General features: G+C 63.7%; 3 protein-coding genes and 4 tRNA genes. All 7 read left to right on the top strand.

What is annotated here, in order from left to right:
* Nucleotides 1-128: 128 nt before the first annotated feature.
* The 7 genes from clpB (at nt 129) to ACIPL0_RS21245 (ending at nt 22,389) form a co-directional block, all read left to right on the top strand.
* Entirely contained in the window at nt 129-2,693 is a 2,565-nt protein-coding gene (gene clpB, locus ACIPL0_RS21275) for an ATP-dependent chaperone ClpB (RefSeq protein ID WP_400596412.1), read from the top strand.
* Between the two features lie 435 nt (nt 2,694-3,128).
* Nucleotides 3,129-3,204: transfer RNA gene (locus tag ACIPL0_RS21270), tRNA-Asn, on the top strand.
* A gap of 19 nt (nt 3,205-3,223) precedes the next feature.
* Nucleotides 3,224-3,300 (top strand) — tRNA-Pro (locus tag ACIPL0_RS21265).
* Between the two features lie 6 nt (nt 3,301-3,306).
* A tRNA-Lys gene (locus ACIPL0_RS21260) sits at nt 3,307-3,382 on the top strand.
* Nucleotides 3,383-3,460: 78 nt separating this feature from the next.
* Nucleotides 3,461-3,537: transfer RNA gene (locus tag ACIPL0_RS21255), tRNA-Pro, on the top strand.
* Nucleotides 3,538-3,623: 86 nt separating this feature from the next.
* Nucleotides 3,624-4,121 (top strand): hypothetical protein, encoded by a 498-nt coding sequence (locus ACIPL0_RS21250; RefSeq protein ID WP_400596410.1) that lies wholly within the window; start codon nt 3,624-3,626, stop codon nt 4,119-4,121.
* 886 nt (nt 4,122-5,007) lie between these two features.
* Nucleotides 5,008-22,389: an autotransporter-associated beta strand repeat-containing protein gene (locus ACIPL0_RS21245; RefSeq protein WP_400596551.1), complete on the top strand. Its 17,382-nt coding sequence runs from the start codon at nt 5,008-5,010 to the stop codon at nt 22,387-22,389.
* Nucleotides 22,390-22,513 lie beyond the last annotated feature (124 nt).

The raw sequence follows: 22,513 nt of genomic DNA, 5'->3' as shown, positions 1-22,513 counted from the left end.
AACGTTGGTCAAAGTCAAGTGACCACCGCTTGAATCCTGTGCAATCGGCCACATCTAACGGCTATCCGGCAGGTTTCTTCATTAAGGTGTGTTCATTGCTCCGGCCTGCCCATTTAGGAAGGTGACCAATGCGTATTGACCGATTGACCAGCAAGTTACAGTTAGCGTTATCCGATTCCCAATCTCTGGCGGTGGGCATGGACCATCCCGCCATCGAGCCTGCGCACCTGATGCAGGCGTTGCTTGAACAGCAGGGCGGTTCGATCAAGCCGTTGCTGATGCAGGTTGGCTTTGACATCAACAGCCTGCGCAAAGCGTTGAGCAAGGAGCTCGACCAACTGCCGAAAATCCAGAACCCGACCGGCGACGTCAACATGTCGCAGGATCTGGCGCGCCTGCTCAATCAGGCCGACCGTCTGGCCCAGCAGAAGGGCGACCAGTTCATCTCCAGCGAGCTGGTGTTGCTGGCGGCCATGGACGAAAACAGCAAGCTCGGCAAATTGCTGCTGGGGCAGGGCGTGAGCAAGAAGGCGCTGGAAAACGCCATCAGCAACCTGCGCGGCGGCGATGCAGTCAACGACCCGAACGCCGAAGAGTCGCGCCAGGCCCTGGATAAATACACCGTCGACCTGACCAAGCGCGCCGAAGACGGCAAGCTTGACCCGGTGATCGGCCGTGACGACGAGATTCGTCGCACCATTCAGGTCCTGCAACGGCGCACGAAAAACAACCCGGTGCTGATCGGCGAGCCTGGTGTGGGTAAAACCGCCATCGCCGAAGGCCTGGCCCAGCGCATCATTAATGGCGAAGTGCCGGACGGCCTCAAAGGCAAGCGTCTGCTGTCGCTGGACATGGGCGCGCTGATCGCTGGCGCCAAGTTCCGCGGTGAGTTCGAAGAGCGCCTCAAGGCGGTGCTCAATGAGCTGTCCAAACAGGAAGGCCAGATCATCCTGTTCATCGACGAACTGCACACCATGGTCGGCGCCGGCAAGGCCGAAGGATCCATGGACGCTGGCAACATGCTCAAGCCGGCTCTGGCCCGTGGCGAGCTGCACTGCGTCGGCGCCACCACGCTCAACGAGTACCGCCAATATATAGAGAAGGATGCAGCCCTTGAGCGGCGCTTCCAGAAAGTGCTGGTGGATGAGCCGAGCGAAGAGGACACCATCGCCATTCTGCGCGGCCTGAAAGAACGCTACGAAGTTCACCATAAAGTGGCGATCACCGACGGCGCGATCATCGCTGCGGCCAAGCTCAGCCATCGCTACATCACCGACCGTCAGCTGCCGGACAAGGCTATCGACCTGATCGACGAAGCGGCCAGCCGCATTCGTATGGAAATCGACTCCAAGCCGGAAGTGCTCGACCGTCTTGAGCGTCGTCTGATTCAGCTGAAGGTGGAATCCCAGGCGCTGAAGAAGGAAGACGACGAAGCCGCGAAAAAACGCCTGGAGAAATTGCAGGAAGAAATCGTGCGGCTGGAGCGTGAATACGCCGATCTGGAAGAAGTCTGGACTTCGGAAAAGGCTGAAGTGACTGGCTCGGCGCAGATCCAGCAGAAGATCGAGCAGTCCCGTCAGGAACTGGAAGCGGCGCGCCGTCGTGGCGACCTCAACCGCATGGCCGAGCTGCAGTACGGGGTGATCCCGGATCTGGAGCGCAGCCTGCAGATGGTCGACCAGCACGGCAAACCGGAAAACCAGTTGCTGCGCAGCAAGGTGACCGAAGAAGAAATTGCCGAGGTCGTCTCCAAGTGGACCGGGATTCCGGTGTCGAAAATGCTTGAAGGCGAGCGCGAGAAGCTGCTGAAGATGGAAAGCCTGTTGCACCAGCGCGTCATCGGCCAGAACGAGGCGGTGGTCGCGGTGGCCAACGCGGTGCGCCGTTCGCGGGCGGGATTGTCCGATCCGAACCGGCCAAGCGGCTCGTTCATGTTCCTCGGCCCGACCGGTGTCGGTAAAACCGAGCTGTGCAAGGCGCTGGCCGAGTTCCTGTTCGACACCGAAGAGGCGATGGTGCGCATCGACATGTCCGAGTTCATGGAGAAACACTCCGTGGCGCGGTTGATCGGCGCGCCACCGGGCTACGTCGGTTATGAAGAGGGCGGTTATCTGACCGAGGCCGTGCGGAGCAAGCCTTACTCGGTGGTGCTGATGGATGAAGTCGAGAAAGCGCACCCGGATGTCTTCAACATTCTGTTGCAGGTGCTCGAAGACGGCCGTCTGACCGACAGTCACGGGCGCACGGTGGATTTCCGCAATACCGTGATCGTCATGACCTCCAACCTTGGTTCGGCGCGCATTCAGGAACTGGTTGGCGACCGTGAGGCGCAACGTGCAGCGGTGATGGACGCGGTGAGCTCGCACTTCCGTCCGGAGTTCATCAACCGGATCGACGAAGTGGTGATCTTCGAGCCGCTGGGTCATGACCAGATCGCCGGCATTACCGAGATCCAGATGGGCCGTCTGCGTCAGCGTCTGGCCGAGCGCGACCTGAGCCTGGAACTGACGCCGGAAGCGCTGGAGAAGCTGATCGCGGTCGGTTACGACCCGGTGTATGGCGCACGGCCACTCAAGCGTGCGATCCAGCGCTGGATCGAGAACCCGCTGGCGCAACTAATCCTGTCTGGCGGTTTCCTGCCGGGTACGCAGATCAAGGGCACGGTGGAAGACGACGAGATCGTGTTTGTCTGATCGTCTCGCCTCTATATAGAAGCGTGAAAAAGGGCTCCCCGGGTGGGAGCCCTTTTTTATTCTCCAGCCCGTAGCAGTCCGGCTTGCCGGCGGTCGTGCCCGTGAAATCGCTGCCGCCGGCAAGCCGGACTGCTACGGATGCGATTTGGCGAACGGCCGGCTGACAGTTCGGAAACCCCGGATTTTCGGCCCGGAACCCCCGATCTGAAAAAAAATCGCAAATCATTGTCTTAAAAGCAATTTAGAGGGTTGACAGGGTTTTTTGTAGCTGTAGAATGGCGCGCCTCAGAGACGCGAACGTAGCGATACGGAAACGTCGAAGAGGCTGAAAATGCAGTGAATTCAGGGTAGTAGGTGCAGGATTCGTCCAGCAGAGAAGTACTGAATTTGTTGTGTTGAAAGCGCGGCAAATGTTGCAGCTGAAATTGAATACGTTCCGTGATAGCTCAGTCGGTAGAGCAAATGACTGTTAATCATTGGGTCCCAGGTTCGAGTCCTGGTCACGGAGCCAATTTCACCAGCAGCCTTGTCGGGGTGTAGCGCAGTCCGGTAGCGCGCCTGCTTTGGGAGCAGGATGTCAGGAGTTCGAATCCCCTCACCCCGACCATTATTTGGGTCGTTAGCTCAGTTGGTAGAGCAGTTGGCTTTTAACCAATTGGTCGTAGGTTCGAATCCTACACGACCCACCATTTTTGACCTGGCTTCATCGGGTTGAATCTTAGGGAGTGACGCCAGTCGCGTCATCCGTTAGGTTTCACGTGTTTCATCGGGGTGTAGCGCAGTCCGGTAGCGCGCCTGCTTTGGGAGCAGGATGTCAGGAGTTCGAATCCCCTCACCCCGACCATTTTCGCCCCAGCAGTACCCGGGCAGAAAATCTGACTGAGATGCAAAACACTCAGTCCACAAAAGGCGTCCTTCGGGACGCCTTTTTTGTTTCCGGCGTTTTTTCATCCTCTCCAGATCTCTTTTTCACGCCTCGCCTGTCATTGCCGCGGCCGCGAGCCTGCGTCGGTCACTTATGCGTTTCGTTATGTGAAAAAATATACAGCGGTGGGTATCATGGTGGTCCGCTCGACGTTTTGTGGCATCCCGCCAACGGAGACGACACGCGAGCTCATGACGATTGCGCTGCCAGAGGAGAATGCCATGTGGGCGAACACGCCGAACCGAAACTACCCGTACACCGCCTGGGTGCTGACCCGTGCCTTCGTCGTGCTTGAGGTGGAATTGATTGGCCCTGCGTCCGATGGTCAGCATGAGCGGTCGGTGAAAGGCAAATGGTATGCCGCGGATGCGTTGTATCCGTCCCAGGAAGACGCCGTACAGGCCGGGCGTGAGCGCATCGAGTCGGCGCGTGCCGAGATCGCCCGAAAAGCCGCCGTGCTGGAAGAAAAAAGCGCACTTCTGGACAAGATGTCAGGCCGTTGAAGGGCGGCGTGTCGAACGATATATCTCGAAAGTTAATTGTTCGTGAAGAGTGTTAGCAGCGCTTGAAGTTCAATAAGACTTCGGGCTATCCGATTGACGGCGCCTTGCGTATTTTCGGGGTCAACTGCGTGGACATGCTTCATTGACTTTTATAATGTCCGGCGAGGGTCATTATATTGTCGATATTTCCGCGTGCGCTGTAATTATAAAGACCCGTCTCTGCTGTACTTTTTCAACCCGCTGATTTCTTGCGATTATTGGTTATTTTGCGGGGCGTCGGAAAAATGTTTTTCTGTCGACTAACTAAAGTATTAATACTATTTGAACAGGGGTTATTTTTGACATAAAGGTTGGCGTCAACTAAATCTCACTGCAATGAGTCCACGGGGCTTCTTTGTGGTTATGGGAGTGACATCCCCATATAAAGGGATTTTTGCACGTGAACAAGAAATGTGTGGCCTCGGTCTCTGCCCGCATCACGGCTGTTGCAGGGCTGGTAGCGGTCGGGTTGGTGTCGGTCTTCAGCAGCACCCCTGTATTCGCGGGTTGTACGCCGGTATTTCCAGCGGCGGGCGCCACCATTACCTGTACCGGCGCCAATGGCGGGTATTCCTCTTCACTGAACAACATCACTTTCGAACTGGCTTCGGGCGGTCTGATCAATAACGCCCTGCTCGGCACTGCGTTGCAGTTAAGTGGCAGTGGCGTGACGTTGAACAACTCAGGCACTGTCGACCCGTCATTATTGGGCCTGCTGTCGGTATTGACGTCCGGCGTGAAGGTCGGCAATGCCAGCGCGAGCACGGTCAGTATCAATAACCTGACCGGGGGTGTGCTCAAAGGCACGACCGGCTTGTTGGGTCTGAATCTGGCAAGTCTGGATGGCATGGCGCTGAACGTTCAAAACGGCGCCGGTGGGACGACCAATATATTCAACGCAGGCACGATAAGTTCCAACGGTCTGTTGGGTATTACCCTGTTGGGTGGCGACGCGCCATTGATCGCGGCCTGGGGCGGCGCGCAAGTCAACATGGTGAACACGGCTACCGGCAAGATCATCGGCCGCGTGGCCTTCGAGCGCTCCAATGGCGGCAACACGTTCATCAACGCTGGCGAAATCGTCGGCAGCGTTTCGATGGGGCAGAGCAGTACCAACACCTTTACCGCAGTCACGGGCTCCAGTGTCAGCAGTGGCGGGGGTGTGGGCGTCGCCCTCGGTAACCTGCTGGGTCTGAACCTGGGGTTTGCCGCGACAGGCATCGTCGACGGCGGCGCAGGCGGCAACAACACGCTGGTGCTGCGCAATTCCGGCAACAGCGGCAGCACCGGTACCGGCACCATCAGCAGCGCCAACTACATCAACTTCAACAACCTGACGCTCAACAGCGGCACCTGGACCCTGCAAGGGCCGGTGGTCAGCGGCAGCTCCACGCTCAATGGCGGTCTGGCCCAATTCGACAGCGCGACAACCTTCGGCAGTGGTCTGCTGACGTCCAATGGCGGCTCGATTCAGGCACTGAACAGCGGCCTGACCCTGGGTAACCAGATCAGCCTCGGTACGGGCGGTCTGACCGTGGCGGGCGCCAATGCCCTGACTCTCGGTGGCGTGATTGCGGGCACCGGTCCGCTGATCAAGACCGACGGTGGCGTGCTGAGCCTGATCGGCAACAACACCTTTTCCGGTGGCACGACCCTGGCCGGTGGCGGCATCCGCGTCGGCACTGCTACCGCGCTGGGCAGCGGAGCGCTGAACGTCACGGGCGCTGGCAGCCTGGACAACAGCACGGCGCTGGCGCTGAGCAACAACGTCAACCTCGGTGCGAACCTGACCGTCACCGGCAGCAACGCGTTGACCCTCAATGGCGTGATCGCCGGTGCCAGCAATCTGATCAAGACCGGTGGCGCCAGCCTGACGCTGGGCGGCAACAACACCTGGTCCGGTGGTACCTCGCTCAATGCCGGCTCACTGATCCTCGCGTCGAACACGGCGCTGGGCACTGGCGCGCTCAACGCTGCAGCCGGTACGACGCTGGACACCAGTCTGGCGGTGAGCGTCGGCAACGCCGTCAGTCTGGCGGGCGCGGTGAATATTGGCGGCAGTAACGATCTGGGCCTGACCGGCGTGGTCAGCGGGGCCGGAAGCCTGGTGAAGAATGGTGCCGCCAATCTGCTGCTCAATGGCGCCAATACCTACAGCGGCGGCACCACGCTGAACAGCGGCACGCTCACGGTCGGCAACAACGCGGCACTGGGCAGTGGCGCGCTGACGGTGGGTGGCGCATCGGCGCTGGTAGGCACCGGTAGCCTGAGTCTGACCAACAACGTCGCACTCAATGCCAACCTGGCGTTGAACAACGTCAGTCCATTGGCGCTGGGCGGCGTCATCAGCGGCGCTGGCGGTTTGATCAAGAATGGCAGCGGTACGTTGAGCCTTAACGGCCTGAACACCTTTGCCGGTGGCACCACCCTGAACGCCGGCACGCTGGCACTGGGCAATGCTTCGGCGCTCGGCACGGGCGGTTTGACCGTTGCAGGCGCGGGCGCGCTGACCACCAGCGCGCCGATGACCCTGAACAACAACGTGGCGCTGAATGCCAATCTGACCTTGAACGGCAGCAGTCCGCTGTCGCTGGGCGGCGTGGTCAGCGGGACGGGCGCACTGATCAAGAACGGCGCCTCGGTACTGACCCTGGCCGGCAACAACAGCTACAGCGGCGGCACCAGCCTGAATGCGGGCGGTTTGCTGCTGTCGTCCAACACCGCATTGGGCACCGGTGCGCTGAACGCGGCAGACGGCACGACGCTGGATGCCAGCACCGCAGTGGCGCTGAATAACGCACTCAATCTGGCCGGCAGTCTGGCGGTTGGCGGCGGCGCCGACCTGACCCTCAATGGCGTGGTCGGTGGTCCGGGGGCGCTGGTCAAAAACGGCGCTGCCAACCTGATCCTTAACACCGTCAACGCATTTGCCGGTGGCACGACGCTGAATGCAGGCACGCTTACTCTTGGCAACGCGGCCGCGTTGGGTACGGGTGCCCTGGCCGTCGGCGGCACTGCAACCCTCGCCAACAGTCTCGCGCTGGCGCTGAACAACAACATCGCCCTCAACGGCAATCTGAACATCGACGGCAGCAACCCGCTGACCCTCAACGGTGTGATCAGCGGCGCCAGCCAGTTGATCAAGAACGGCAACGCCAACCTGACCCTCAACGGCAACAACACCTGGCAGGGCGGCACTCTGCTCAATGGCGGCACCCTGACCGCAGGCAATGCGGCGGCTTTGGGTACCGGTGCGCTGACCGTAGGCGGTGCAGCGACACTGGATAACAGCGCGGCATTCTCCCTCGGCAATGCCATTCATCTGGGCGCCGATCTGAGCATCGCCGGGAATAACAATCTGACCCTCGGCGGTGTCATCGACGGCAATGGCGCGCTGATCAAAAACGGCCTCGACGACCTGACCCTGAGCGGCAGCAACAGCTTCACCGGACCGTTGAACATTCTGGCCGGCAGCGTGACTACCACCAGCGCCGGTGCGCTGGGCAACAGCAGTGGCGCCAATATCGCCAGCGGTGCCGTGCTGAATCTGGGCAACAGCGCCAGCCTTGGCGGGTTGAACGGCAGCGGCCTGCTGAACATCGGTGGCAGCAGCACCCTGACCGTGGGCGGCGGCAGCGTCAGCAGTGCGTTCGACGGTGCCATCAACGGCACGGGCGGCCTGACCAAGACCGGCTCCGGTGTACTCGATCTCAACGGTGTCAGCACGCTGACCGGCAACACCCTGGTCAGCGGCGGCACCCTGAACGTCGATGGCAGCCTGGCCAGTGCCAACGTCACCGTTAACAGCGGAGCCACCCTCAGCGGCACCGGCGCACTGCTCGGCGCGGTGAACGTCGCCAATGGCGGACACCTCAGCGGCACCACCGGCAGCACCCTGAGTCTGGGCTCGCTGGTGCTCAACAGCGGTTCCAATCTGGACGTCGGCCTCGGCGCGCCAGTGGCGGGCGGCGGCACCCGGCTGATCAACGTCAACGGCAACCTGACCCTCGACGGCAAGCTCAACGTCAGCGACCTCGGTGGTTTCGGGGTCGGTGTTTACCGGCTGATCGACTACGGCGGCAGCCTGATCGATTTGGGGCTGGATTTCGGCTCGATCCCGGCCAACGTAAGTCTCGGTGATCTGCTGGTGCAGACCAGCATCGGCGGCCAGGTCAACCTGGTGGTGGGCGGCGCCAGCAGCAACATCCGCTTCTGGGACGGCAGCCAGACCACCGCCAACGGCAGCATCGATGGCGGCAGTGGTACGTGGGGCGCAGGCACCACCAACTGGACCTCGGCCAACGGCTCGCTCAATCAGGCCTGGGCCAGCGATTTCGCAGTGTTCCAGGGCACGGCCGGCAACGTCTCCGTGCAGGGCACTCAGAGCTTCACCGGGCTGCAATTCCTCACTGACGGTTACACCCTCAGCACCGGAGCGGGCGGCCAACTCACGGCGGTCGACGGCAGCACCGGCAATACGGCGATCCGCGTCGATCCGAACGTGACGGCGACCATCGGCGTCGGCATCAACGGCAGCGGCACGCTGAACAAACTCGACAGCGGTACGCTGGTGCTCAACGGCAACAACAGCTACAGCGGCGGTACGCTGCTCAACGGCGGCACGCTGGTGGTCGGCAACAACAACGCGCTGGGCAGCGGCACCCTGACCACAGCCACCGGCACCACGCTGGACAGCAACACCGCGACTACCCTGAACAACGCGGTCGATCTGGCCGGCAACCTGACTGTCGGCGGCAGCAACGCGTTGACCCTGGCCGGCACGGTTTCCGGCGCGGGCAGCCTGATCAAGAACGGCGCGGCCAGCCTGACCCTGAGCGGCAACAACAGCTACCTCGGCCCGACCGCGCTGAATGCCGGCGGACTCATCCTGGCGTCCAACACGGCCCTCGGCACTGGCGCGCTGAATGCGGCCGCCAACACCACGCTGGATGCCAGCACGGCGGTCACGGTCAACAACGCGGTCAATCTGGCCGGCAATCTGGGCGTTGGCGGCACTGCCGATCTGACCCTTGGCGGCGTGGTCAGCGGCGCCGGCAGCCTGACCAAGAACGGTGCAGCGCAACTGATCCTCAACGCGTCCAACAGTTACAGCGGCGGCACCACCCTGAATGCCGGCAAGCTGGTGCTGGGCAATGCCGGGGCGCTGGGCACAGGCGCATTGAATGTCGCCGGCACCTCGACCCTGGAAAACAGCGCGGCGTTCGCCTTGGGTAACGCGCTGAACCTCGGCGCCAACCTGACCCTGTCGGGCAACAACGACCTGACCTTGGGCGGCGCAATCACCGGCACTGGCGATCTGAGCAAGACTGGCACCGGCAACCTGATTCTGAGCGGCAACAACAGCTTCAGCGGCGCGCTGAATGTTCTCGGCGGCACCCTGACCACCGTCAACGGCAACAGCCTGGGCAACACCTCCGGGGCCAACATTTCCGCCGGGGCGTTGCTCAATCTTGGCGACAACACCAGCCTGAACAGCCTGACCGGTGCGGGTAACGTGCAGATCGGCGCGGGCAACGCCCTGAGCCTGGGTGGCAGCAACCTGTCCAACACCTTCGACGGCAGCCTCAACGGCGGCGGCAACCTGATCAAGAATGGCACCGGCACCCTCAACCTGACCGGCAGCAACGGTCTGAACGGCAATGCGCTGGTCAATGCCGGTACGCTGAATGTCGGTGGTTCGCTGGCCAGTGCGAACGTCGCGGTCGGCAACGGTGCGACCCTGACCGGCAACGGTTCGCTGGCCGGTGCTGTGAGCATCGCCGATGGCGGCCATCTCAGCGGCATGACCGGCAACACCTTGTCGCTGGGCTCGCTGGTGCTGAGCAACAACGCCAACCTGGATGTTGCGCTTGGCGCGCCGGTGGCTGGCGGCGGTACGCGGCTGTTCAACGTCGGCGGCAACCTGACCCTCGACGGCAAACTGAATGTCAGCGACCTCGGCGGCTTCGGCGTCGGGGTGTATCGGCTGATCGACTACACCGGCAGCCTGACCGATCTGGGTCTGGACTTCGGCAGCCTGCCAGCGGGTGTCAGCCTGGCCGATCTGTTGGTGCAGACCGGCGTCAACGGCCAGGTCAACCTGGTGGTGTCGACTTCGTCCGGTAACCTGCGTTTCTGGGACGGCAGCCAGACCGTCGCCAACGGTGCGGTGGACGGTGGCAGCGGCGTCTGGGGTTCGGGCAGCAACTGGACCTCGGCCAACGGTCTGGTCAATCAGACTTGGGCCAACGATTTCGCTGTGTTCCAGGGCGCCGCCGGCACCATCACGGTGGAGGGCAATCAGAGCTTCACCGGCCTGCAATTCCTCAGCGACGGCTACAACCTGAATGCCGGCACCAACGGCCAGCTGACGGCGGTCAACGGCAGCAACGGTTACACCGCGGTTCGGGTCGATCCGAACGTCACCGCGACACTGGGCGTCGGCGTCACCGGCAGCGCCACTTTGAACAAACTCGACAGCGGCACGTTGGTGCTCAACGGCGCCAGCAGTTACAGCGGCGGCACGCTGCTCAATGGCGGCACGCTGCTGGTCGGCGACAACAGTGCGCTGGGCAGCGGCGCACTGACCGCCGCCGATGGCACCACGCTGGGCAGCAACAGCACGGTGGCGCTGAACAACGCCGTGAACCTGCTCGGCAATCTGAACATCGGTGGCAGTTCCAGCCTGACCCTCAACGGTCTGATCGGCGGCGTCGGCAGCCTGAGCAAGAACGGCGCCACGTCGCTGATCCTCAACAACGCCAACACCTACAACGGCGGCACTAGCCTCAATGCCGGCAGCCTGATCCTCGGCAATGCCGGGGCGTTGGGAACTGGCGCGCTGACCGTGGCCGGTGCGTCGACGCTGGATAACAGTCAGGCCATGACGGTGGGCAATGTCGTCAATCTGAACGCCGACCTGACCCTGGCCGGCAGCAACGATCTGGGTCTGAGCGGTACGCTCAACGGCAGCGGCGGCCTGATCAAGAACGGCAACAGCACCCTCAGCCTGAGCGGCAGCAACGGTTACACCGGCAACACCCTGATCAACCATGGCACGCTGAACGTTGGCGGCTCGCTCGCCAGTGCCAACGTCAACGTCGCCAGTGGCGCGACCCTGGCCGGTAACGGCTCGCTGGCGGGTGCGGTGACGGTTGCCGATGGCGGCCACTTGAGCGGTGCCAGCGGCAGCACGCTGTCGCTGGGCTCGCTGGTGCTGGGTAGCAACGCCAATCTCGACGTTGGTCTTGGCGCTCCCGTGGCCGGTGGTGGCACACGGCTGTTCAACGTCGGCGGCAACCTGACCCTCGACGGCAAGCTGAATGTCAGCGACCTCGGTGGCTTTGGTGTCGGTGTGTACCGACTGATCGACTACACCGGCAGCCTGACTGATCTGGGGCTGGATATCGGCTCCATTCCGGCCAACATCAGCCTTGCCGACCTGCTGGTGCAGACCGGCGTCAATGGTCAGGTCAACCTGGTGGTGTCCGGCCAGACCGGCAACCTGCGCTTCTGGGACGGCAGCCAGACCGTCGCCAACGGTACGGTGGACGGCGGCAGTGGCGTGTGGGGCAGCGGCACCAACTGGACTTCGGCCAACGGCACGGTGAACCAGACTTGGGGCAACGACTTCGCAGTATTCCAGGGCACGGCGGGCACGGTCTCGGTCGAAGGCACCCAGACCTTTACCGGCCTGCAATTCCTCACCGATGGCTACAACCTGGTCAGCGGCACCGCCGGGCAGCTCAATGCGGTCAATGGCAGCGCGGGTTACACCGCCGTGCGGGTCGACCCCAACGTGACCGCTACCATCGGCGCGAACATCGGCGGCACCGGCACCCTGAACAAACTGGACAGCGGCACCCTGGTGCTCAACGGCGCCAACACCTACAGCGGCGGCACGCTGCTCAATGGCGGCACGCTGGTGGTCGGCAACAATGCCGCGCTGGGCGCCAGCCGCCTGACCGCCGCAGACGGCACGACACTGGACAGCAACACGGCGGTCGCGCTGGGCAATGCGGTGGATCTGGCGGGCAATCTGACCATCGCCGGCAGCAGCGCGCTGGCCCTCAACGGCGACATCAGTGGTGTTGGCGGCTTGACCAAAAACGGCGCGGCCAGCCTGACGCTGGGCGGCAACAACAGTTACCTTGGCCCGATCGCACTGAACGCTGGCGGCTTGATTCTGGCCTCCAACACAGCACTGGGTAGCGCCACGCTGAATGCGGCCGCCAACACCACGCTGGACGCCAGCACGGCGGTGACGGCGAATAACGCGATCAATCTGGCCGGCAATCTGGGCATCGGCGGCAGTGCCGATCTCACCCTCAACGGCGTGATCGCCGGTGCTGGTGGCCTGACCAAGAACGGCGCAGCACAACTGGTGCTCAACGGCGCCAACACCTACAGCGGCGGCACCGTGCTCAACGGCGGCACCCTGACCCTGGGCAATTCGGCGGCGGTCGGCAGCGGTGCAGTGACCGTAAGCGGCACCTCGACCTTGCAGAACAGTGCGCCGATCAACCTCGCCAACGCGCTGAACCTGAACGCCAACCTGACCCTCGGCGGCAGCAATACTCTGGGCCTCAATGGCGACATCTCCGGGACCGGTGGCTTGATCAAGAACGGCGCCAGCGACCTGACCCTCAGTGGCAACAACAGCTTCAGCGGCGCGCTGGATATTCTCGCCGGCAGCGTCTCCACCACCAGTGCCGGAGCGCTGGGTAACACCAGCGGCGCCAGCATCGCCTCCGGCGCGCAACTCAATCTGGGCAACAGCGCCAGCCTCGGTTCTCTCAGCGGCAGCGGCGCGCTCAACCTGGGCAACGGCAGCACGCTGACCCTCGGTGGCAGCAATCTGAACAACGTGTTCGACGGTGCCATTGGCGGCGCGGGCGGCTTGATCAAAGCCGGTACCGGCGCGCTGGTGCTCAACGGCGCGAACACCTATGCCGGCGACACGCAGGTCAATGCGGGCGTGTTGAATGTGGCGGGCTCGCTGAGCAGTGCCAACGTCAATGTGAACAGTGGCGGCACCCTGACCGGTACCGGCTCGTTGACGAGCGCAGTGAGCGTGGCCGATGGCGGCCATCTCAGCGGTCGCGCCGGTAGCACGTTGTCCATGGGCTCGCTGGCCATGAGCAACAACGCCAATCTTGATGTCGGCCTCGGCGCGCCAGCGGCTGGCGGCGGCAACCGGCTGTTCTACGTCAATGGCAACCTGACCCTGGACGGCACGCTCAATGTCACCGATCTCGGCGGGTTTGGCGTGGGTGTCTACCGCCTGATCGATTACACCGGCAGCCTTACGAATAACGGGCTCGGCATCGGCGTCATCCCGGTCAGCGTCATGCCGGGCGATCTTTCCGTGCAGACCGCTGCTGCAGGCCAGATCAACCTGGTGGTGTCGGGTTCGTCGAGCAATCTGGGTTTCTGGGATGGCAACCAGACGGTTGCCAACGGGCTGGTGGACGGCGGCACCGGAACGTGGGGGACAGGCACCAACTGGACCTCGGCTGACGGCACGCAGAACCAGACCTGGGGCAATGATTTCGCGGTGTTCCAGGGCACTGCCGGCACGGTCTCGGTGGTCGGCGCGCAGAGCTTCACCGGCCTGCAATTCCTCACCGACAACTATCACCTTATAGCCGGTGCCGGCGGCACGCTCACCGCCGTCAACGGCAGTACCGGTTACACCGCAATGCGGGTCGATCCTAACGTCACCGCTACGCTCGACGTCGCCATCAATGGCAGCGGTACGTTGAACAAACTCGACAGCGGTACGCTGGTGCTCAATGGCGCCAACAGCTACAGCGGCGGCACGCTGCTCAATGGCGGTGCACTGGTGGTCGGCAACGACAGCGCGCTGGGTTCGGGCGCCCTGACAGCCGCCAACGGCACCGTGCTGGACAGCAACAAGGCGGTCACCCTGAACAACGCGGTGGTGCTGGACGGCGCGCTGACCGTGGCGGGCTCCAATACCTTTGCACTGGGCGGCGTGGTCAGTGGCACTGGCGGGTTGATCAAGAGCGGTAACCAGACGCTCTACCTCGACGGCGCCAACACCTATCAGGGCGGCACCACGCTCAATGGCGGCACGCTGGTGGCCGGCAGCAACACGGCACTGGGCAGCGGCGGCCTGAGCGTCGCGGCACCTGCCACGCTGGACAGCGACACCGCAGTAACGCTGGCCAACGGCGTCTCCTTGCTCGGTGATCTGACCATCGGCGGCAGCAACGCTCTGGCGCTGAGCGGCGTCATCAGCGGCGCCGGAAAACTGATCAAGAACGGTGTCGACAACCTCACCCTCAGCGGCACCAACACCTGGACTGGCGGCACCGACCTGAACAGCGGCACCCTGACCCTCGACAATGCCTCGGCACTGGGCACGGGTGTGCTGAACGCCAACGGCACGGCCACACTGGATAACACCAGTGCGACGGCTCTGGGCAACAATGTCAACGTCAATGGCAGCCTGACCGTCGCCGGCAACAACAATCTGGCCCTGTCCGGCGTGCTCGGCGGTGCTGGCAACCTGATCAAGGACGGCCTGGCGGACCTGACGCTGGCTGGCAGCAACACCTTCAACGGTGTGCTGAACATTCTCAACGGCAGTGTCACCACCGTGGGCAACGCGGCGTTGAGCAACGCATCCGGCGCCTCGCTGAATGCCGGCTCCAGTCTGAATCTGGGCGGCAATGCCAGCATCGGCACGCTGAGCGGGCAGGGCAGCGTGGTGGTCGGCAGCGGCAACACGCTGACCCTGGGCGCCGGTAACCTGGACAGCACCTTCGACGGCAGCCTGGACGGCAGCGGTCATCTGGACAAATCCGGCAGCGGCGTCCTCACCCTGACCGGCGTCAACTCGCTGAGCGGCGTGACTCAGGTCGACGCCGGGACCCTCAACGTCACCGGCTCGCTGGCCAGCGCCAGCGTTGGCGTCAACAACGGTGCGACCCTGACCGGCAGCGGTGCGCTGCTTGGTTCGGTCAACATCGGTAACGGCGGCCACCTGCTGGGGAGTTCGGGCAGCACCCTGTCCACCGGTTCGCTGGTGATGAGCAGCGGCGCCAATCTGGATGTCGGCCTGGCCGCGCCGTCCGCCACCCGGCTGATCGACGTCAACGGCAACCTGACCCTCGATGGCAACTTGAACGTGACCGACCTGGGCGGCTTCGGCATCGGTGTCTACCGGCTGATCGATTACACCGGCAGCCTGACTGATCTGGGGCTGGATTTCGGCAGCCTGCCGCCCGGCGTCAGCCTCAGCGATCTGGCAGTCCAGACCGGGGTGAACGGCCAGGTCAACCTGGTGGTGTCCGGCGCGACCAGCAATCTGTTGTTCTGGGACGGCAGCCAGACCACCGCCAACGGCGTGGTCGACGGCGGCAACGGTGTGTGGGGCACAGGCAGCAACTGGACCACCCTCAACGGCGCGACCAACCAGGCGTGGACAGAAGGCTTTGCGGTGTTCCAGGGCGCGGCAGGCACCGTGACCGTGGACGGCAATCAGAGTGTCTCCGGCCTGCAATTCCTCACCGATGGCTATGTTCTGGACCCGGGCACCACCGGCCAGCTGACCGCGGTCAACGGCAGCGGCGGTAACATGGCCGTGCGGGTCAATCCGAACGTGACCGCCACCATCGACACTGACATCGTCGGCACGGCCACGCTGAACAAACTCGACGCCGGTACGCTGGTGCTCAATGGCAACAACACCTACAGCGGCGACACGCTGGTCAACGGCGGCACGCTGAACGTCGGCGGCTCGCTCGCCAGTGCCGACGTCAAGGTGAACAGCGGGGCGACGCTGACCGGTGTCGGTTCGCTGACAGGCACCGTCAACGTGGCCGATGGCGGTCACCTGCGCGGGGCCACCGGCAGCACGCTGTCCATGGGCGGTCTGGTGCTGGGCAGCAATGCCAACCTCGACGTTGCCCTGGGCGCGCCGGTGGCAGGCGGCGGAACCCGGCTGTTCAACGTTGGTGGCGACCTGACCCTCGACGGCAACCTGAACGTGACCGATCTGGGCGGTTTCGGCATCGGCGTGTACCGGCTGATCGATTACACCGGCAGCCTCACCGACCTCGGTCTCGACTTCGGCAGCCTGCCGCCGGGCGTCAATCTGAGCGACCTGCTGGTGCAGACCGGCGTCAACGGCCAGGTCAACCTGGTGGTGTCCGGCGTCAACAACAACCTGCGTTTCTGGGATGGCAGCGAAACCCTCCCCAACGGCAAGGTCGATGGCGGCTCCGGCGTGTGGGGTTCGGACACCAACTGGACCTCGGCCAACGGCACGCTGAACAGCACTTGGGCGGATGATTTCGCTGTATTCCAGGGCACTGCCGGGACCGTGACGGTCGAAGGCAATCAGAACTTCACCGGCCTGCAATTCCTCACCAACGGCTACGTTCTGAATGCCGGCACGAGTGGCCAGTTGACCGCCGTCGATGGCAGCAGCGGTTACACCGCGATCCGGGTCAATCCCAGCGTGACCGCCACGATCAACACCGACATCGGTGGCGCCGCGACCTTGAACAAACTCGACGCCGGTACGCTGGTGCTCAACGGCAACAACACCTATACCGGCGACACGCTGGTCAATGGCGGCACGCTGAACGTCGGCGGCTCGCTGGCGAGCGCCAGCGTCAACGTCAACAGCGGCGCCACGCTGACCGGTAACGGCACGCTCGCCGGCACCGTGACGGTTGCCGATGATGGTCATCTGAGTGGCGCGACCGGCCGTACCTTGACCATGGGCGGTCTGTTACTGAGCAGCAATACCAATCTGGATGTCGCCCTGGGTGCTCCCGTCGTGGGCGGCGGTACGCGGCTGTTCAACATCGGCGGCGACCTGACGCTGGACGGCAAGCTGAACGTGAGCAACCTCGGCGGCTTCGGCGTGGGCGTGTATCGGTTGATCGATTACACCGGCAACCTGAGCGACCTGGGGCTGGATATCGGCAGCCTGCCGGCGGGCGTCAGCCTCAGTGATCTGGTGGTGCAGACCAGCGTGACCGGCCAGGTCAACCTGGTGGTCTCCGGTGCCGCCAGCAATCTGCTGTTCTGGGACGGCAGCCAGACCACCGCCAATGGCACGGTCGATGGCGGTACGGGTACGTGGGGCACGGGCACCAACTGGACCACGGCCAACGGTTCGTCGAACCAGACCTGGTCGGGTGATTTCGCAGTGTTCCAGGGCACTGCCGGTACGGTGACCGTGGCGGGCAACCAGAGCTTCACCGGCCTGCAATTCCTCACCGACGGCTACGTGCTCAACAGCGGTATCGGCGGGCAACTGACAGCGGTCAACGGCACCAGTGGCAACACGGCGGTTCGTGTAGACCCGAACGTGACCGCCACGATCAACGCCAACATCGTCGGCAGCGGCACGCTGAACAAACTCGACAGCGGTACGCTGGTGCTGGGCGGCACCAACACCTACAGCGGCGGCACTCTGCTGGGAGGCGGCACGCTGTCGGTGGGCAACGCCGCGGCGCTCGGCAGCGGCGCCCTGACCGTGAACGGAGCTGGCACGCTGACCAGTGCGGCCGGGTCGGTCGCGCTGGGCAACAACATCACCCTCAACAACGACCTGACGGTCAGCGGCGCCAACGACCTGACTTTGTCGGGGGTGATTTCCGGCCTCGGCGGGCTGATCAAGAACGGTCTCGGCGACCTGACGCTCAGTGGCAACAACACCTTCAGCGGGCTGATCGACATTGTCAGCGGCAGCCTGAGCACCGTGGGTTCCGGCGCGTTGGGTAACAACGCGGGCATCCACCTCGCCAATGGCGCGGCGCTCAACCTGGGCGGCTCCGCCAGCCTCGGCGGCCTCGATGGCAGCGGGCTGGTCACCGTGGACACCGGCAACACGCTCACGGTGGGCGGCAACGATCTGGACAGCACCTACGGCGGCAACCTGAGCGGCAACGGCGCGCTGGTCAAAATCGGCAGAGGCGTGCTGCGCTTCACGGCGCTCAACAGCATCGTCGGCAATACCTCGGTCAATGGCGGCACGCTGGACGTCGACGGCTCGCTCGCCAGTGCGCTGGTCACGGTCAACAATGGCGCCACGCTGACGGGCAGCGGCACGCTGCTCGGTGCGGTGAACATCGCCGACGGCGGTCATCTGGCCGGCAGGACCGGCAGCACCCTGACCACCGGTTCGCTGGTGCTGGCACCCAACGCCAACTTCGATGCCGCACTGGGCGCGCCGGTGGCCGGCGGTGGCAACGCGCTGGTCAGCGTCAACGGCAACCTGACTCTGGACGGCACTCTCAACGTCACCGACATCGGTGGTTTCGGTGCCGGCATCTATCGCCTGATGAACTACACCGGTGGGCTGACCAACAATGGCCTCGCCCTCGGCACACTGCCGGTCGGCGTGACACCGGCCAGCCTGCAGGTGCAGACGGCCGTGGGCAACCAGATCAACCTCGTGGTCACCGCACCGGGCGCGGCCCTGCAATTTTGGGACGGCAGCCAGACCTCGGCCAACGGCGTGATCGATGGCGGCAGCGGCGTGTGGGATGCCGGGTCGACCAACTGGACCTCATCCGACGGCACCGTGAACCAGAACTGGCAGGATGATTTCGCGGTATTCACTGGCGCTGCCGGCACGGTCACCGTCGAAGGCGCTCATGCGTTGACCGGCATGCAGTTCGCCAGCGACGGCTACACCCTGGAGCAAGGCGCAGGTGGTGAGCTGACTGCCGTCAACGGCAGCGGTGGCGCCATGGCGGTGCGGGTCGATCCAAACGTGACGGCGACAATCAACACCGTGATCAACGGCAGCGGCACGCTGAACAAACTCGACAGCGGCACCCTGGTGCTAAACGCTGCCAACGGCTACACCGGCGGCACCACGCTCAACGGCGGCACGCTGGTGGTGGGCAATGACAGCGCGCTGGGCTCGGGCGTTCTGACCGCCGCCAATGGCAGCAAGCTGGCCAACAACAGGTCGACCACCCTGAGCAACAACGTGCTGCTCAACGGCGCGCTGGCGGTCGGCGGCAGCAGCCCGTTCGCATTGGCCGGGGTCATCAGCGGCACCGGCAGCCTGGTCAAGGTCGACGGCAACACCCTGTACCTCAACGGCAGCAACACGTACTCGGGTGGCACCCAGTTGAACGCCGGCACGCTGGTATTGGGCAACGATGGCGCCCTCGGCAGCGGTGCGCTGAGCGTCACCGGCGCCAGCACACTGGACAGCGCCACAGCGCTGCAACTGGCCAATGCCGTCAATCTGGGCAGCCAGCTGACCCTGGCCGGCAACCAGAACACCACGCTCAACGGCGTGATCAGCGGCGCGGGCAGCCTGGTGAAAAACGGCAACGGTTCGCTGCTGCTGAGCGGTGCCAACAGCTACACCGGCGGCACTTTGCTCAACGGCGGCAGCACCACCGGCAACACCAGCAGCCTGCAAGGTTCGATCCTCAACAATGCGGCACTGACCTTCGCCCAGAGTGCCAACGGCACCTATGCCGGCAGCCTCACCGGCAGCGGTTCGCTGATCAAGAGCGGCACAGGTGAATTGCTGCTGACCGGCGCCAACGGCTTTACCGGCAACACCGACGTGCAGGCGGGCAGCCTGCGGGTCAATGGCAGCTTGAACAGTGCCAGCGTCAACGTCGCCAATGGCGCCACACTGGCTGGCAGCGGGCAGATTGCTGGCGCGGTGCAGATTGCTTCCGGCGCCACGCTGGCAGCGGGGGGCGGCGCCACACCGCTGTCAGTCGGTTCGCTGGCACTGGTCTCGGGCAGCAACCTGAACTTCGCCCTCGGCCAGCCCGGCAGCTCCACCACGCTGGTCAACGTCGCCGGCAATCTGGTCCTCGACGGCACCCTCAACCTCAGCGCCGGCAGCCATTTCGGCAAGGGCGTCTACCAACTGTTCCGCTACGGCGGCAGCCTCACCGACAACGGCCTGAATTACGGCACGCTGCCGTCAGGCGTCAGCACCGGCGACCTGACCTTGCAGACCGCCATCGCCAATCAGGTCAACCTGCTGATCCAGGACGAAGACAACGATGTGGTGTTCTGGAACGGTAACCAGAGTGCCGACGGCACCATCAATGGCGGCAGTGGCGTGTGGGGGCCGGACACCATCTGGACCGATTCGACCGGTATGGAAAACCTGCCGACCCGCGCGCACTTCGCGGTGTTCGCTGCGCGTGGTGGTGTGGTGACGGTGTTGGGCAACCAGCGCTTCACCGGCCTGCAGTTCCTCGACAACGGCTACTCGCTGGTGGCCGGCACCAATGGCAGCCTGACGCCGGTCAACAACGCGGACGGCAGCCTGGCACCGGTGCGGGTCAATGCCGATGTGACCACCGAACTGTCGGTGCCACTGGTGGGCGACGGCGGTATCGAAAAATTCGACGCCGGCACGTTGCTGCTGACCGGCGCCAACACCTACAGCGGTGGCACCACGGTCAGCGGCGGTACGCTGGCCGGTAACACCACCAGCCTGCAGGGCCGCATCCTCAACAATGCGCGCATGCTGTTCGCCCAGAACGTCAGTGGCCGTTTCAACGGCACCCTGAGCGGCACCGGCTCGATCATCAAGCAGGGCGCCGGCACCCTGTTGCTGACCGGCAACCAGCCATTCAGCGGCAGCCTGGCGGTGGAAGAGGGCGTGTTGCAGGTGGGTGAAGCAGACAGCCCGGCCACTCTCGCTGCACAGGTCGCCGTGTCCGAGCCTGCGGCAGTGGTCGGTAACGGCAGCATCGCCAGCCTGGACAACACCGGTCTGGTGCAGTCCGGCGGTGACCTGGGCAACCTCAGCGTGGCCGGCAATTTCATCAACGCCTCGACCGGTCGCCTGCGCCTGTTGGTGGCCCAATCGCGCTTCAATGCGCTGGCGATTGCCGGTACCGCCAACCTTGGCGGCACTCTGGAAGTCGTTGCCCTGGAGCCGTTCACCGGCAACAGCCGCTATCGCCTGCTCACGGCAGACGGCGGCATCACCGGCACGTTCAGCACGCTTGATCTGCCGGACTATGCCTTCCTCGACAGCGCGCTGAGCTACAGCACCAACGCCGTGGACCTGAGCGTCACGCGCAATGACGCTGCGTTCGTGGACGTGGCGGCCACCCGTAACCAGCAAGGTGTCGCGGCGGCGCTGGACCGCAATCTGGGCAGCGGTGTACTGCAGAACCAGATCCTCAACCTGACCCGTGGCGAGGCGCAGGCCGCGTACGACAGCCTGTCTGGAGAAATCTTCGCCAGCACCACCAGCGCCATGCTCGAAGACTCGCATTACGTGCGCGATGCCGTGACCGAACGGATGCGTCAGCCGGGCTGCTACCGCGAAGACGATCCGGCCAATGCACTGGTCTCCAGCGAAAACCGCCTGAGCAGCGCGGGCTGCAACGGCGAAATGGTCGGCTGGATGCGGGTGCTGGGTTCGTGGGGCGAAGCCAAGGGCGACAACAACACCGCGAAGCTTGACCACAACGTTTCCGGTTTCATGCTCGGCACCGACAAGCAGGTCGACGACCAGCTGCGTGTCGGCGGTGCCGCCGGGTACACCCGCAGCGATCTCGATGCCCACGACCGCCGCTCCAGCGCCACGGTCGAGAGCTATCACCTGGCGGCGTACATGAACTACCAGTTCACCGACGCGCTGGCGGCGCGCATGGGTGCGGCGTACAGCTGGCACGACATCGAAAGCAAACGTGACGTCAGCGTCGGCAGCTACAACGAACGCATGAAGGCCAACTACAACGCGCGCACCGCTCAGGTGTTTGGCGAAGTCGGTTACACCTTCGACGTCGGCGGCGTGTCGCTGGAGCCATTCGCGGGGCTGGCCTACGTCAACTACGACAGCGATCAGGCCAAGGAAAAGGGCAAGGGGGCAACCGCCGATTCGGGCGCCGCGCGGCTGAAGGCCGACTCCGATCAGGACATCACCTTCTCCACCGTGGGCGTGCGCGCCGGTAAGCGCATCACCTTGAACAACGGCTCGGAAATCACCCCTCGGGGCAGTATCGGCTGGCGTCATGCCTTCGGTGAAACCAAGCCGGATGCCGACCTGACCTTCGTCGACGGCGGCGCCTCGTTCAGCACCCAGGGCGTACCGATCGCCCGCGATGCGGCGGTGGTGGAAGCAGGGCTGGACTTCAAGATCAGCGAAAACAGCAAACTGGGTATCGGCTATTCAGGCCAGCTGTCCAGCGAGAACAAGGACCATGCGATGACCATCAACTTCAGCATGGGATTCTGAGGAGGGCATGCACGGATTTTCCATGCATGCCCCTGTGGGAGGGATCCGAGTTTACGAGGGTCGCGAAAGCGGTTTTCCTGACACTCCGCCTTCGCGACCGTCCTGACGTCCGATCCCTCCCACA

The sequence above is a fragment of the Pseudomonas sp. NPDC090208 genome, assembly GCF_044746785.1.
Taxonomy (GTDB): Bacteria; Pseudomonadota; Gammaproteobacteria; order Pseudomonadales; family Pseudomonadaceae; genus Aquipseudomonas.
Note: the sequence above shows the minus strand (reverse complement) of the source record. Positions and strands in the feature narration are given on the sequence as shown.